The sequence below is a fragment of the uncultured Psychrobacter sp. genome, from assembly GCF_947500265.1.
Taxonomy (GTDB): domain Bacteria; phylum Pseudomonadota; class Gammaproteobacteria; order Pseudomonadales; family Moraxellaceae; genus Psychrobacter.
On sequence record NZ_CANMRN010000001.1, the window covers coordinates 625,266 to 640,604 of the forward strand.

Sequence of the window (15,339 nt, forward strand, 5' to 3'; positions counted from 1 at the left end):
GTTGCAAGTTAAATCTATTGGTCGTTTTAGTAGCTATATACATAGTTAGAGAAGATAGTTTGCAAACCATCTTCTCTATGAGCTATTGAGGCTTAATATCTGATAATTAGTGACTGGTATCTAATGACTAGTATTTAATGATTGGTACTTGATAATTGATACTTAATGATTGGTATTTAATGACTAATCTTTTCTGTCAGTACACCCATGCTATAAAGTACATAGGCAATCACGGTTAATGCGACGATAAATGGAGTAAGCATCCAAATCACAATATTGATCAAAAGCGATGGTAGCAATCCATTGAACAATTCAATATCTGGTGCGAAAAAATCGGTCATGACATCGACGGCACGCTTAGCAATAGGGAATAGCAAGGTGCTAAAAGCTAACATGTAAATGTACTTGCTAAAGCCAGGGTCACTCATGACTACCATAAAATAGAACACTGTAAAAAACGTGATGCCAAGTGCCCAGCATTTTAGAGTGTAGCTTAAACGAATCATGTTATCTCCTCCCTAAGCTTTCTATTGATCGCTTTACATCGATCGTACACAGAGTAAAGCTGCTCCTATACATTCATTATTTTAAATATATATAATATGTTATAATACGAATATATAGTCACGTCAACCAATTTTTCTATTTATTTAAAATACTCCCTAAATTATTCAATTTAAAAATGATGTTTTTTTAAGGAAGAACTCCATAGATATAATAGAAAATAGCCTAAGCAAATTAAATTAATTCTATAAAAAAATGAGATTATAACTACAGCTCGTTACTCGGGCTCAGACCAAAAAACCGCTTATATTCTCTGCTAAACTGACTAGGACTTTCGTAGCCTACTTGCAGCGCTATTTGTGATATTTGCGCTCCCTGCACCTTGATTAAGCGTCTGGCTTCCATTAAACGTAAGCTTTTCTGATACTGTAACGGACTCAGCTGGGTTATTTCTTTAAAGTGCTGATGAAACCCTGAGACACTCATGCCGCATCTACTAGCCAAGCTCTCAACCATGATAGGTTCATCTAGATGTGCCTTTATCCAGTCAGTCGCTTGGGCAATACGGTGTGTATGGCTACCGCTAACGACCAATTGCTTAAGTTTGTTGCCTTGCTCAGCCAAGAGTAGGCGATAGTATATTTCTTGTTGAATTAAAGAAGACAGAAAATTAATATCGTTTGGATAATCAAGCAAGCGTATCAATCGCTCAAACGCGTCCATTATGGTGTCATCTAAGTGCCACTTTATTCCTAAATGACGGCCTGCTACTGGGTGCGTGGTCGGTATCTGCGCTAATACATCTCTAATCATAGCTAAATCTAATTTCATTGATAAAACGATGACAGGGTTTTTTATCGAAGCGTGCTTGATATGCATACTTAGCGGTATATTAACTGGACAGAACATCAAGTTACTATTGTCAAACCTTTGACAGTCAGCACCCAAGTAAATCTCTCGTTCACCTTGCAGTACAATACAAATACTTGGCTCTTGAATATAACTCACGGCTTTGCTTGGTTTATCCGCGCAGTAAAAGAACAAGCCTGAAACAGCAGATTCAATGGTTTTATTTCTAGGTAGTACTGCTAAAAGTTGGTCAATAGTCGTTTGATTCATCACGAGTGCTTATTTTATAGAATTGCCTGATAGTATAAATATTTGTAGGATTAGGCAAGAGTTATAGAGGTTTGTTCTAACGTATAAGTGCAGAGGATTCTATAATAACCTCATCGCAACAGCGTAAGTACGACCTCTAATAATATGAAACAAGGAATAATTACTCATGAAAATATTTTATAAAACGCGCGCAACCGCTACTGGTGGACGTTCTGGCCATACTGGATTAGACGATGGTTCGTTAGGATTTGATTTGGTGTCTTTTCAAGAGCAAGACAAAGAGGGCGTGAATCCAGAACAGCTTTTTGCCATGGGTTACGCGGCTTGTTTTGATAGCGCTTTGAGCATGACTGCACAGCACATGAAATTGCCTGTGACCGCTTCAAAAACTTCTGCGCAAGTGGGTATCGGTATGAAAGCTGACGGTAGCTACAACTTAGAGATAGAATTGTCTGTAAAAGTATCAGGTATTGATGAAGCGCAGGCGCAGCAGTTGATCGAAGCCACGCATCAGGTGTGCCCGTATTCTAATGCTACTCGCGGTAATGTCGATACTCGTCTAGAAGTGACTGTTGCTTAAATGCTGTTGTTCAACGACTATCGACCGTAGACTAGCAATATTAAAATAATAACTCGAATACAAAACGCCCCGATTTATAAGAGTCGGGGCGTTTTATGTTGTCCGGTAACGTAATTAGCTGGAACCTTTTCTGAGCAGATTATTAATGATAAATCACTAATAGTCTTAATTTATACCGGTACTTTTTTATTTAAGGTAAACACCAAGACCGCGCCCAAAATGACTGTGCTTGCAACTATAAATGGCATAGTTAACTGCTCAGATAAAAATATCACACCTAGCAACGCAGCAATCACAGGGACACATAGCTGAACGATAGCGGCTTGTGTGTTTTTCAATAGTGGCATCGCTGTATACCAGATACTATAGCCCAACCCTGAGGCGATCGCTCCTGATGCACAGGCGAGTAGTACACCTTCAGTCGTAATACCTTCCAAATTGATATTTTTGAAACCTAAGTTATCTAGATACGTCATACCTACCAGTAATAGTATAGGCACAGCGACTAAACTACGCACAAAGTTAAACCCTGTCGCTCGTAGCGGTGAGATACATGACTTGCCTCGTATACTGTATATTCCCCAAGCTATGCCACTCATAGCCATTAACGCTGCTGCTAATGGTGACGGTATGGCAGCCGATGGCAGCATCAGATATACAAACCCTGCAACTGCAACGACAAACGCTAACCACTGTAGGGCACTGAGCTGTTCTTTTTTATAAATACCCCAGCCAATCATCGTCAGCTGAACCGCTGAAAACAAAATCAATGCCCCAGTGCCAGTATCCAGCTCTACATATGCAATCGAAAAGCACAGCGCATAAATCACCAAGCTGAGACTACTCAACCAACTGCCTTTATCATTTAATATAGCGTGAACAGTAGAGTTGTCATGATTAGACGTTTGGCGTCGCAGTCTGTAAGCATGTATAGCCATGATAATGCCTAGACAAGCTGTAGCACTCACTAGCCTGATAATTGTAAAGCTCCAAGCGTCGATATAGCCTTCTGCCAATGCCATTCGGCAAAACAGGGAGTTTGCGGCAAAGGCGATTAACGCAATAATAGTATAAATAGTGGCTTTCAAAAGTAATTCCTACAATGAATAAATGGCACAAAACGGGCAAACATAGGATTTTAGTTTTAGGTCTTGATATACGCTGTTATAACGAACGCTTATTTCTTAGCAAAGAGAATAGATTTATAAATTATCAATCTGATCTATAGCTGTCTTACAAGACAGGATATTTTGTCGTACTTATGGCAAAAAGTCTCTTTTAAATCAGAATAACGATAGTTGTATTGACGATAAGGTCTAAAAATAGGGATGATGTGCTTCGCGTCAAACGAACTATTAGAACAACACTCATGAAACACAATAAATAAGATAAATAAATAGGAAAGATAGTATGAATTGGGCAAGTATTTTTATTTATGACACAACTTGGCTGTTTGCCGTAGAAATTTTAATACGTGTCACTGTAATGTTTGTATTAATTATCACATTTTTGCGCTTCACTGGTAAGCGCGGCGTCCGTCAGCTCTCTATTTTCGAGCTAACTATTATTTTATCGCTAGGCTCTATTGCAGGTGATCCTATGTTCACCGAAGATCTGCCCATTATCCAAGCGGTATTAATCATGGGTACGGTCATTTCACTCTATAGGCTGTGTACTTGGGCGATGATGAAATTCCAGCCTTTTGAGGACCTGCTAGAGGGGCGCTCAATGTATATTGTAGAAGATGGCATGCTGGTGCTTGATAAAATTAAACAGGGGGAAATGTCACACGATGAGTTTTTTGCTGAAATGCGCCAACAAGGGGTTGAGCATTTAGGGCAAGTTCGTGTTGGTTTGCTCGAAGCTGATGGCAATTTTAGTATCTTGTTGCATACCTCTGAAAAAACAGACTACGGGATGCCGCTTTTCCCCAAGCAATACCGACCGGTCGAGCAAGTAGAAGCAGGAGTTTATTATGCTTGTATGTATTGCGGTTATGTTGATGAAATCTCTGACCCTAATCATTGTTGCCCGCGCTGCGAGGATAATTGCAATAACTGGGCTAAAGCGTTAAACAATCATATCGTCAAATAATATTATTATTTAGCTCTTTAGCTCAGTTGATAAGCTAAGGTAGCCAAGTGCTTTTTTCCTTTAAAATTTCAATTCAAAATAAAGAAAGTAGGTTAAGAGGCTTGCATCATTTATTTCACTTTATACCAGTCGAGTTTGCGAGTCATCACCATCACGCAGGCAAGTATCACAAAGCAGAATATCGCACCTAGTAATAGATTGAGATCTGCTGTACTTAAAATACCGAAAAACGCAGCGTATAGTCCAGCAAGTGTCGCAGTAAAGATTAAAGCCCGTTTGAAACCACCAAATACATAGTAACTATACCAACCGATAAGCCCAACACAAGCACTGGCTGCTACCATATAGGCTTGCCAAAATGCGATTTGTTCTGCAAGTGGTAGTAATAAGACATAAAAGACAAATAATGCGCAGCCGACTAACAGATACTGAATAGGGTGGATGCGACTTGATTTGAGCACTTCAAATAAAAAGAAAGTACCAAAAGATACCAACATTAATAGCAAGGCATACTTCATGGCTCTTTCAGTTTGTAGATAGACATCTTTAGGGCTTGCAAAACTAACGCCAAAGCTGTTTAGCAGAACACTTTGATTACTACCAGCTACTGCTGCACTGTCTGTCATCAGGCCTCTTGATGCCTCAAACGAAACAGGGTTGTAAGACTGGCTATCGGTATTGAGCGTTGATTCACTTATGACAGTACATTGATGGTTAGGTGTGCTGAGACATTGAGAGAGGTACTGATTGTTTGCAACGGTTAAATACTGATTTTGCCAACGGGCATCAAATCCTTTAGCGGTAATGCTCTTGGTATTTGGCAGTGCTTTACCGATGAAGTTTGGTGTCTGCCAGTCACTGTGCATAGACAGAGTAAAGTTCTGCCCAGTTGGGACAGTCGTTAAATTACTAATGCCAGCTAATGGCAAGTCGATCACAATATGAAGCGCTTGATTGTCTTTAGGATTAGATAACTGGCTATTTACCTCTGATTTATTTAGATATGTATCTATTGAGTCTGTGGCGATAAGGTCATCTTTATTATGCTGGCTAGTAGGATTGATTAATTGATCCAATACATCTTTAGGAATATCTACTTCGACATAGGTTAAGTTCTCTATCATTGGTATCTGCGGATAGTTTGCTGCAATTGATTTATGATTGATTGTGACAGTAGGCAGGGTAGCGACACCGCGTAAATCAGACACAGGAATGATAAGTTTTGCCTTGTTCCAGTGGGTAATGGTTTTGGCTAGTTGTGTCTTATCTACATCATTGTCAACTGTAGTGCCAACCTGATCTAAATTTGCTAAAGTCTCATTAAGCGTATAACTCTGATCGAATGTCAGCTGACCAGCATAGCTAGTAGCGCTATAGATACCGCGTTTATAGGTGTCTGTGTTTACTTTTAGGTTTTGTACAGCTTGCGTCTGAGAGGCAAATATCGTCTCAATTTTCGAGTATGACGGTTCACATTTGCTCTTTACATTTGGTGTATTTGTTGCATCTGACTGACATGCAAGTGTGATTGTCGTAGGAATGGCGATAAATGGGTTAATGACCTCTTGTGGATTGACATGCTGTTGGGTGATTTCTTTTATCACTGACTCTGCGTAGTGCTGCCTCTCGTATATGATGTCGCTAATCATAGTGAGTCCGATTGAAAAGACAATACAAAGTCCTACAATGATGGATAACTTAGTCAATAATGTTTTTTGCATGTTGTCGCCTCCTAAGTGTCTTTAATCTACAGCTGCCGAGATAGCAGACTGTGGCTTTAAAAGACATCATAAAGAGGGCATGAAGAGAAGATGTGCAGGAAATATGGAATAACTGTGAAAGGGTAAAAGTTGATATTCTCGGATAATTATTTTTCGATTATTAATGTGTTTAATGCTTTTTCGTGTCGCCAACGACTTTATCCATAATAGCGAATAACAAGCCAGAAAATACAAAGGTCATATGAATAATAACCTTCCACATGAGTTTGTCGGCATCAAGTTCACTCATTCCGCTAGAGATATCCATAAAGGATTTTAAAAGGTCAATTGCCGAGATAGCGACGATCGCTCCGATGACTTTGAGCTTTAGACCAGAAAAGTCCACTTTGCCCATCCAGCTAGGACGATCATCATGAGTGCCAGTATCGATTTTTGAGACAAAAATTTCATAGCCACTGAATATAATGATAAGCAATAAACTGGCAACCAGAGAGATATCAACCAATACCAATATATCTACAATCACACTGGCTTCAGAGGCCGTCAAAATGTCAGCGAACATGTGCCATAGCTTTTGAACAAACTTAATAAATAATAAAATAATGCCTAACACCAACCCTAGATAAAAAGGTGCCAGTATCCAGCGGCTATTAAATATGGTTTTTTCTAAGTAAAGCTCAAACTTCTTTAGCATGGGTATCTCTTAGGTTTCAAATACAAAAAGTCTTAAAGACACAAGTATGAATAAGTTTTTGGGTATAGCTATTTAGCTTTAGTCAGGCGATATTTTATCTATATTAGCGAGCTGCGCTACTACTTGCTGAACGCGCGCTTTTCTATCGCCACTAATGCGTTGGAATGATTTCTGATGCTTGATTAATTGACTGGCGAAATAGTTGCTTATCTCATCGCGTTGATGCGGACTGTCTCGCAGGTCATCAGCCACCCATGGCGTATCAACATCAGTCAATAATATCAAATCATAATGATGGGCCAATGCTGCTTGCTCAAGGGCAGTAGGGCAGTCGCCATAATACCAATAAGAATAAACCATCAGCTCAAACAAACTGGTATCGCAAAACAAATAATAACAGGCATTATTCGTCTGAGCGACCTGTTTGGCTAAGGTATTCTCTAGTGTAACCTGCCCCTGTGCGATAGGGAGCAGATCTTCCCACGTACAAGTCAGCTGCTCATCATCCCACTTTGCCTGTAAGTAGGTGCGCATATATTCTGACACCCAAGGAGTATCAAAATGCGCGGCCAAATCACGACATAAGGTCGTTTTACCCGTACTTTCTGCTCCTAAGACCGCAACGTTGATGACAGATTTAGGCGTATGCTGCTCGAGATTGTACGCGGTAGCGTCGTTGCCATTCATAGTATGCCCAGATTGCGATAAGAGTGAAGACTACATATTGTAGCGCGGTAAAAGTAAAACCTTTATAGAAGTATAGCGGTACCGATATCGCATCAGCGATGATCCAGAGTATCCAATGCTCGATTTTACGTCGTGCCATGAGCCACATTGCCATCAGAAATAAAGCCGTAGTGAGCATGTCAGTATAGTCGACCCAAGTAAATAAATGGAGTCCAAGTACCGCACCATCGAAACTAAAGCCATTATTAATCACTGGGCGGAAATAATAAACCAATCCTACAAAAGCTATCGTTCCTGCTGCCAAAGCAGAAAGTATAGGGATGTCACCTGCATGCAAATGCTCAATGCGGACATTATTGGTATCTGACTGCTTATGCTCAACAGACTGGTTTTTCTTGTTCTTTGACCAGTTAATCCAGCCATACAAGCTCATCACGGTATAGTAAGCATTAATGAACATATCGCCAAACAGCTGCCACTTCCACAGTAGGTACACAAATATAGCAGTGCTGACCAGACCAATAGGGAAGACTAAAATATTGGTTTTGCTGGCGAGTAAGACACTTGCTACGCCGAAGACAACGGCAATCAGTTCAAGAATGATGAATATTGTAGAGTAGTCAGCGTATTGACCAAATAACCAGTTGAGAAGTTCTGCCATTAGCATTCCTAAGTATGAGCGTGTATCAATGTTTTGAATAATTAAGATAGTTCGACGAATAGTACAAAATAAATGATGCCAATTATAACGTAGCTACCGAAAAAGGACGGCAGTCTTTGCTAATTTATGGCAAGAAACAGATTATTTGTAACAAAGTATTAGAAAAATTATAATATTCAGGCATAATAAACACACTGATTTTAAGTTTACAGTTATTCACTGAATTTGAATGGCTATTATTTTTCCACTTTTATGCTTATTCCAAGCACCACAGTAGTAGACAAGGAAGCTTATCATGACGACTTGTATCACAGGCACTGGTCTTTATATCCCACCTTACAGCATTAGTAACGAAGAGCTAGTTGAGTCATTTAACCAGTATGTTGAAAACTATAATACCGAACATGCTGAAGAGATAGCTGCAGAGACAGTGACGGCACTTGAGCCTTCTTCAGCTGCTTTCATCGAAAAAGTATCTGGTATCAAATCACGTTATGTGATGGAAAAAGAAGGTATCTTAAATACTGAAATCATGGCGCCAGTTATCCCTTACCGCAACTTGGGCGAAGAGCTGTCGGTAATGGCCGAAATGGGTGCAGCAGCACTTAGAGACGCTTTGGCTGATGCTGGACTTGAGGCCAATGACTTAGACGGTATCATCCTTGCTTGCTCAAACTTCCAGCGTACTTATCCTGCAGTTGCTATCGAAATCCAGAACGAAATTGGTATGATTGGCGGCTTTGCTTATGATATGAACGTTGCGTGTAGTGCGGCGACTTTCGGTCTGTCACAAGCACATGGTTCTATCATCTCTGGTTTGGCCAAACGTATTGCTGTGGTCAACGTTGAGATTACCTCAGCGCATTTAAACTGGCGTAACCGTGACAGCCACTTTATCTTCGGTGATGTGGCGACTGCTTCTATCGTTGAAGAATTAGATACGCCAAAAGGTTACGAGATTCTAAACTCTAAGCTATTTACTCAGTTTTCGACCAACATCAAAAACGAATACGGCTTTATGGATCGCTCAGAGTATCTAGCAGCGCAGACCGAAATGTATCCAGATATCAAAGCACCAGTCACTGATAAGCTGTTTTTGCAAAACGGTCGTAAAGTATTCCGTGAAGTCTGTCCAAAAGTGTCAGAGATTATCACTGAGCACTTGCAAGAAAACGACATCCCAACATCTGATGTTAAGATGATGTGGTTGCATCAAGCCAATGCCAATATGTTGGATTTGATTCTGCGTACCGTGGTTGGTAAAGATGCCGATAAGTCGATTGCTCCAAGTGTTATTGCTGAATTTGCCAATACTAGCTCAGCGAGTCCTATGATTGTATTCCATCGCCACAAAGATGACTTAGTATCAGGTGATTTGGGCGTTATTTGCTCATTTGGTGCAGGTTACTCTATTGGTTCGGTCTTAGTTCGCAAGGTCTAATACTTTAACTACCTGTCCTGATAAAAATAGCTAAGAATATTCTTAGCTATTTTTTTGTCTGTCGTTTTTGCTATTGAAATTACGTCGTGACATCTAAATATAAACAGAGATGTTGGAAAAGATAACATCGAGATTACCGACAATATCAACAAGAATGATTAGAGGTTTTAATTTACCCCAAAAAATTTGCTATAATCACGGGCTTATTCCTCTTATCCAATTAAAAGTCCTTTTATGAAAGAATCCTTACGCCTGCGTTTAGACCAGATGGTAGACCGTTATGAAGAGGTCACTGCTTTATTATCAGATCCTAGTGTTATCAGTGATAATAATAAGTTCCGTGAGTTGTCTGTTGAGCACAGCGACTTGATGGAGATCACGACGCTGTGGCAAAACTACGTGGGTGCAGAAACGGATCAGGCTGATGCAGAAGCGATGCTAGCCGATGCAACAGATCCTGACATGAAAGAGATGATGATCGATGAGATTGAGAGTGCGCGTGATACCATCGTAGAGATGGAAGAAGCGCTTAATCTGATGATGCTACCAAAAGATCCTAACGATAAAGTACCAGCGTTTTTGGAGATTCGTGCCGGAACAGGCGGCGATGAAGCAGCGATTTTCTCTGGTGATTTGTTCCGTATGTACCAAAAATACGCGCAGAGCCAAGGCTGGACACTAGAAGTACTCTCTGCAAATGAAGGTGAGCATGGTGGTTATAAAGAAATCATCACTCGCGTATCTGGCAATAGTGTATATGGTCGCTTGAAGTTTGAATCAGGCGCTCACCGCGTACAGCGTGTTCCTGAAACCGAGAGCCAAGGTCGTGTTCATACGTCCGCTTGTACGGTCGCAGTCATGCCAGAAGTTGAGATTGATGATACCGTTGATATCAATCCTGCTGATATCAAGATGGATACTTTCCGCTCAAGCGGCGCTGGTGGTCAGCACGTGAACACGACTGACTCTGCTGTCCGTTTGACGCATATTCCAACGGGTACCGTGGTAGAGTGTCAGCAAGAGCGTAGCCAACACAAAAACCGTGCGCATGCTATGAAAATGCTGGTCTCTAAAATCCAACAAGCCAAAGTGCAAGCACAGGTCGATGTGGCGGACTCTATACGTCGTGACTTGGTCGGTAGTGGCGATCGCTCAGAGCGTATTCGTACCTATAATTTTCCACAAGGTCGCATGACCGATCACCGTATCAACCTTACCTTATACAAACTCGACTCCATTATGGAAGGCGACTTGGACGAGATTCTTGATGCACTATTACGTGAGCATCAGGCTGATTTGATGGCCAGTATCGGTGGCAATGACTAGTAGTTAGTCTTTAAAAGTAATAACAGTTTTATCGTTTTTATCACCATGTCTGTTCTTATAATAATAAGTATTGATTTAATTTTTCTGTTTTCGTTTATCCATTTAATTACCTAAAAATATTGAGAGTGTTATGTCAAAGCACAATAATCAGAACCAAGATCAAACCCCAGTCGTAGAAGATGCTAACGAGCTAATCGCACAACTGCAAGCCAAGCTAGACGATATCAGTGCTTCAGGTAAACAGCCGTATCCTAATACGTTCAAACGCACTGATTATGCGCAAGACTTACAGACGGCTTTTGATGGTGTCTCAAAGCAGGAAATTGAAGAAAAAGCAGCGAATGGTGAAAAAACACAGGTCAACGTGGCAGGTCGAGTCATGCTCAACCGTGGTTCATTTATCGTGATCCAAGACATGACAGGCCGTATTCAGTTATATGTAGCACGTAAAGAGCTTGATGAGGAAACGCGTGCGAGCATCAAATCACTAGATTTGGGTGACATCGTTGGTGTATCAGGCTATATCGGTCGCTCAGGTAAAGGCGATTTGTATGTGCATATTGAAGAAATTACGCTATTGACCAAATCACTACGTCCAATGCCAAACAAGTTCCATGGCTTGGCTGATGTCGAAGCGCGCTATCGCAATCGTCATCTTGATTTGATGACCAATGAGACGACTCGCAATACCTTTATGGTTCGTAGTCAGATCGTCAGCGGTATTCGTCAATTTATGCTCAATGAGCGTTTTATGGAAGTTGAAACGCCAATGATGCATCCGATACCAGGCGGCGCAGTAGCTCGTCCGTTTGAGACACATCATAATGCATTAGACATGCCTTTATACCTACGTATTGCGCCTGAGCTTTATCTTAAGCGTCTAGTCGTTGGTGGGTTTGAGCGCGTATTTGAGATTAACCGTAGCTTCCGTAACGAAGGGGTTTCAACCCGTCATAACCCTGAATTCACCATGATTGAGTTCTATCAAGCATACGCTGATTATCATGACTTGATGGATTTGACTGAGCGTCTGTTTAATCAGTTAGCAATAGATGTATTGGGCACAACGGAGCTTACTTATCAAGAAGAAGCCATTAGCCTAAAAGCACCATTTGCTCGTCTATCAATGTCTGATGCGATTGCAAAATATGCTGAAAACTTTGACATGACACGTATCAATGATCGTGAATACCTAGCAGAATATGCATCTACGACACTTAAGCAACAAGTCAAAGATGTGTTTGGTGTGGGCAAACTACAGACGATTATCTTTGAAGAAACGGCTGAGCATCAACTGCGTCAGCCAACGTTTATTACTGAGTATCCTGCTGAGACTTCACCACTAGCGCGCCGTAGTGATGACAATCCTGAGATTACTGATCGTTTTGAGCTGTTCGTTGGTGGTCGTGAGTTGGCTAATGGTTTTAGCGAGCTTAATGATCCAGCAGACCAAGCCGAGCGTTTCCGTGGTCAGGTTGCTGAAAAAGACGCGGGCGATGATGAAGCTATGCATTTCGATGAAGAGTATATCGAAGCATTGTCTTATGGTCTGCCACCGACAGCCGGTGAAGGTATTGGTATCGATCGTCTAGTAATGCTATTTACCGACTCTGCTAGTATCCGTGATGTGATCTTGTTCCCGCACATGCGCCGCAAACAAGACAGCTAAGATGGGTTTGCTTGCTGTAAATCCAAACTGATACTTAACTCAGCATAAAAAGCTTTTGCTCATTTTTACAGAATGGGTATAAGCTTTTTTGTGAAATATCGTTTATAGAGGTATTATGGATATTCAGCAAGCATCACATGCGCCATGGCAAAAAATGATTCAGCAATGTTTTTTATCATTGTATGAGTTGCCTGATGACAAAATCACTGACTCTGATCATTTTCAGGGTTATGATTTTGTTTTTAAGTTTTCTGGCGCTACTATTTATTTGCTCGTCAATACCGTCGTGATGCAGGCAAATAAGCAAGAAGTGGATAATGCTAAAGTTCGTGAGTGGAGAAAAGAAGTTGTTAACCAACTTATCAAACGCCACGCTCAGATTTATCAAAAAAACGATAGCCTAATTGTAGACAGAAGTGCCGCGACAACTGATAAAGCAGTTTATTTTATTGGCTTAACGTCATTGTCTATCAATCATCAAGACGATCAATCGGGCCATTCATCTTATGCAGTTGGCTACGAATATGGCAGTCGGTTTTTTGCAGAAGACTGTGTTTTAGACTTAGATGATGAGCAAAGTATCCTACAAGTCTTTAGTCATCAAAACTTCGTTGATATCCTCAATCAGTTGGTTACTCCAAGTGATTTGACAACCTTTTTAGACTTCTATCGTCGTCAACTATCTAGCTTTGCATCATTTCAAAACGAATCGACATTACTTAAACAGTTTCTACAATCACCTGACTTTCATCAACGAGCGATTAGGGTACAAGAACAGCTAATTGATAACGAGTTAATTGAGCAAGTTGAATTACGCTTACTCAAAGCAGTAGAGCCGAATCAGACTGTATTTGCCGATGCCTTAATGACTGAGATGCAAAAAAATACTGGTATGTGGTTCAAGCTATTTAACAGTGTGATTGAGCGTTATTATGAAGCGGGTAGACCTTTACCAAATGAGCAGGTTGATATTTTGGTAGATGAGTCAATGTATACCTATGCGTGTCTAGTAGAAAAAATCTTAGCTTATAGAACCATGGATCAAGACTCGCGTTGGAATGGATACGTCCGCCATGAGCATTCTTATCATGTATTTGGACGCCATTATCTTATGGTGTTTTATGCGCAAGACGATAGCAGTTCGCTGAGCGCAGAAAATGTTAGGCTCTCTTATAAAGATTTATTGTCAGATATTAATGTCCAATTACAAGAGCCTGTAATGGATGATTTGTTTTTACTGGGCGTAGAGTTTAGGCCGTGCGAAGATAGCGTAAATACTGAGGTTTATCTGGATATATTTCATCAAGCAGGCTCATTTATTGATGAAAGTACTCAGCGCTTATATGATCGACTGGCCCAACTTCAAGCTCAGTTATAACCTAAACATAGTACGATTCATTAGTTTGACGCTTCCTTTATATTTGTATTATTTACATTGGCATTTATTATGACGCAGCAATATCAAGTTTTAGCTCGCAAATACCGACCAAAAAACTTTCACGAGTTGATTGGGCAGACGCATGTGTCTCAAGCGCTGATTAATGCGATTGATTATAATCGTTTGCATCATGCCTATCTGTTTACAGGTACGCGCGGTGTGGGCAAGACGACGATTGCGCGTATTTTATCTAAATGCTTGAACTGTGATACTGGTATTACTAGTACTCCTTGCGGCGTATGTGATAATTGCGTTGCTATTGATCAGGGGCGTTTTATTGATCTTATTGAGATTGATGCCGCTTCTCGTACCAAGGTCGAAGACACGCGTGAGCTATTAGACAATGTTCCTTATGCGCCTAGCCAAGGGCGTTACAAGGTCTATCTGATTGATGAAGTACATATGCTGTCTACGCACAGCTTTAACGCGCTATTAAAAACGCTAGAAGAGCCACCGGAGCATGTGAAGTTCTTGCTAGCGACGACTGATCCACAAAAGCTACCAATTACGATTATTTCACGCTGCTTGCAATTTGTACTGCGTCCATTACCTCAAACGTTACTTAGTGAGCACTTGGCAAATATCTTGACCAAAGAGCAGGTAGGCTATACTCAGCCAGCGATTTGGCAGTTGGCAAGTGCAGCCAAAGGTTCTGTACGTGATGCGTTATCATTGACCGATCAAGCCATTGCTTTTGGTCAAGGCGCACTGGATGATGCGACTGTCAATGCAATGCTTGGTCTCATTGATGCTGCTGACTTAGTGCGTCTAATCACAGATATTTATAATCATGATAAGTCGGCGGTTGCTGCTCATATTGAGCAAATGCGTGCGCAAATGGTCGATGCGACTAGTATGTTTGATGGGCTTGCTGAGCTGTTACATCAGTTGGCATTGACTCAGCTGTTGCCTGAAGTCGCTCTCAATGTTAATGAGGCGCAAGCAAAAGACATTTATACGCTAGCTCAGCATATCAGCCCTGATGTCTTGCAGCTGTATTATGAGATTGTTGTACAAGCCCGTGAAGGTGTTAAGTTGGCAAGTACACCGATGCAAGCTCTTGAGATGTGCATCTTGCGATTGCTAGCGTTTCGTCCATTACCAGTCGATGAAGTCTTGAACAATACTTATGATAGTGATGGGTCTGCTACCAAAGTACCAGCTATAGAACCAGTATCTTCTGCATCAGCTCCAGATGCTGCTGCACATGAAGCGTCAGCACCACCGCCAGAACCTTATAGTGTTGATTATCAGCCACCAAGTCACGATGAGTTGCAAAGCGGTATTGATGATAATGACAATTTAGCACAGTCAATGGCTAGTGCTATGCCTGAACCTGTTGTTGAGCCTGAACCTGTTGTTGAGCCTGAACCTGTTGTTGAGCCTGAACCTGTTGTTGAGCCTG

General features: G+C 41.0%; 14 protein-coding genes. 7 read left to right on the top strand and 7 right to left on the bottom strand.

Annotated elements, in window-relative coordinates:
- Nucleotides 1–176: 176 nt before the first annotated feature.
- Nucleotides 177–506 carry a hypothetical protein gene (locus Q0788_RS02600; protein WP_102091713.1) on the bottom strand — a complete coding sequence of 110 codons (330 nt, stop codon included), beginning with the start codon at nucleotides 504–506 and terminating at the stop codon, nucleotides 177–179.
- A 265-nt stretch (nucleotides 507–771) separates the two neighbouring features.
- Nucleotides 772–1,623: an AraC family transcriptional regulator gene (locus Q0788_RS02605; RefSeq protein ID WP_298807639.1), complete on the bottom strand. Its 852-nt coding sequence runs from the start codon at nucleotides 1,621–1,623 to the stop codon at nucleotides 772–774.
- A 166-nt stretch (nucleotides 1,624–1,789) separates the two neighbouring features.
- Between Q0788_RS02605 and Q0788_RS02610 the strand changes: the two genes are divergently transcribed.
- Entirely contained in the window at nucleotides 1,790–2,203 is a 414-nt protein-coding gene (locus Q0788_RS02610; RefSeq protein WP_298807640.1) for an organic hydroperoxide resistance protein, read from the top strand.
- A 170-nt stretch (nucleotides 2,204–2,373) separates the two neighbouring features.
- Here Q0788_RS02610 and Q0788_RS02615 read toward each other — a convergent pair whose 3' ends face one another.
- A complete protein-coding gene (locus Q0788_RS02615; protein ID WP_298807641.1) occupies nucleotides 2,374–3,291 on the bottom strand; it encodes an EamA family transporter in 918 nt (305 codons plus the stop codon).
- Between the two features lie 322 nt (nucleotides 3,292–3,613).
- On the opposite strand from Q0788_RS02615, the gene Q0788_RS02620 reads away from it, so the two are divergent.
- Nucleotides 3,614–4,297 (top strand): DUF421 domain-containing protein, encoded by a 684-nt coding sequence (locus Q0788_RS02620; RefSeq protein ID WP_298807642.1) that lies wholly within the window; start codon nucleotides 3,614–3,616, stop codon nucleotides 4,295–4,297.
- Nucleotides 4,298–4,407: 110 nt separating this feature from the next.
- Here the strand turns inward: Q0788_RS02620 and creD are convergent, their stop codons facing one another.
- The 4 genes from creD to pnuC all read right to left on the bottom strand — a co-directional run bounded on the left by creD (nucleotide 4,408) and on the right by pnuC (nucleotide 8,060).
- Nucleotides 4,408–6,018, bottom strand: coding sequence for a cell envelope integrity protein CreD (creD, locus tag Q0788_RS02625; protein WP_298807643.1), 1,611 nt, complete (start codon nucleotides 6,016–6,018; stop codon nucleotides 4,408–4,410).
- 169 nt (nucleotides 6,019–6,187) lie between these two features.
- Nucleotides 6,188–6,712, bottom strand: a complete 525-nt coding sequence (locus tag Q0788_RS02630; protein ID WP_298807645.1) for a TIGR00645 family protein — start codon at nucleotides 6,710–6,712, stop codon at nucleotides 6,188–6,190.
- A gap of 78 nt (nucleotides 6,713–6,790) precedes the next feature.
- A complete protein-coding gene (locus tag Q0788_RS02635) occupies nucleotides 6,791–7,399 on the bottom strand; it encodes an ATP-binding protein (RefSeq protein WP_298807646.1) in 609 nt (202 codons plus the stop codon).
- Nucleotides 7,350–8,060, bottom strand: coding sequence for a nicotinamide riboside transporter PnuC (pnuC, locus tag Q0788_RS02640; protein ID WP_298807648.1), 711 nt, complete (start codon nucleotides 8,058–8,060; stop codon nucleotides 7,350–7,352). The genes Q0788_RS02635 and pnuC overlap by 50 nt, the downstream gene beginning before the upstream one ends.
- Nucleotides 8,061–8,355: 295 nt before the next feature.
- On the opposite strand from pnuC, the gene Q0788_RS02645 reads away from it, so the two are divergent.
- The 5 genes from Q0788_RS02645 to dnaX form a co-directional block, all read left to right on the top strand.
- Entirely contained in the window at nucleotides 8,356–9,501 is a 1,146-nt protein-coding gene (locus Q0788_RS02645; RefSeq protein ID WP_057760302.1) for a beta-ketoacyl-ACP synthase III, read from the top strand.
- Nucleotides 9,502–9,735: 234 nt separating this feature from the next.
- Nucleotides 9,736–10,827, top strand: coding sequence for a peptide chain release factor 1 (prfA, locus tag Q0788_RS02650; RefSeq protein WP_057760300.1), 1,092 nt, complete (start codon nucleotides 9,736–9,738; stop codon nucleotides 10,825–10,827).
- A gap of 130 nt (nucleotides 10,828–10,957) precedes the next feature.
- Entirely contained in the window at nucleotides 10,958–12,496 is a 1,539-nt protein-coding gene (gene lysS, locus Q0788_RS02655) for a lysine--tRNA ligase (RefSeq protein WP_102090341.1), read from the top strand.
- 115 nt (nucleotides 12,497–12,611) lie between these two features.
- Nucleotides 12,612–13,874 carry a hypothetical protein gene (locus Q0788_RS02660; RefSeq protein ID WP_298807652.1) on the top strand — a complete coding sequence of 421 codons (1,263 nt, stop codon included), beginning with the start codon at nucleotides 12,612–12,614 and terminating at the stop codon, nucleotides 13,872–13,874.
- 69 nt (nucleotides 13,875–13,943) lie between these two features.
- On the top strand, nucleotides 13,944–15,339 hold a 1,396-nt coding region (dnaX, locus tag Q0788_RS02665), incomplete at its 3' end, for a DNA polymerase III subunit gamma/tau (protein ID WP_298807654.1).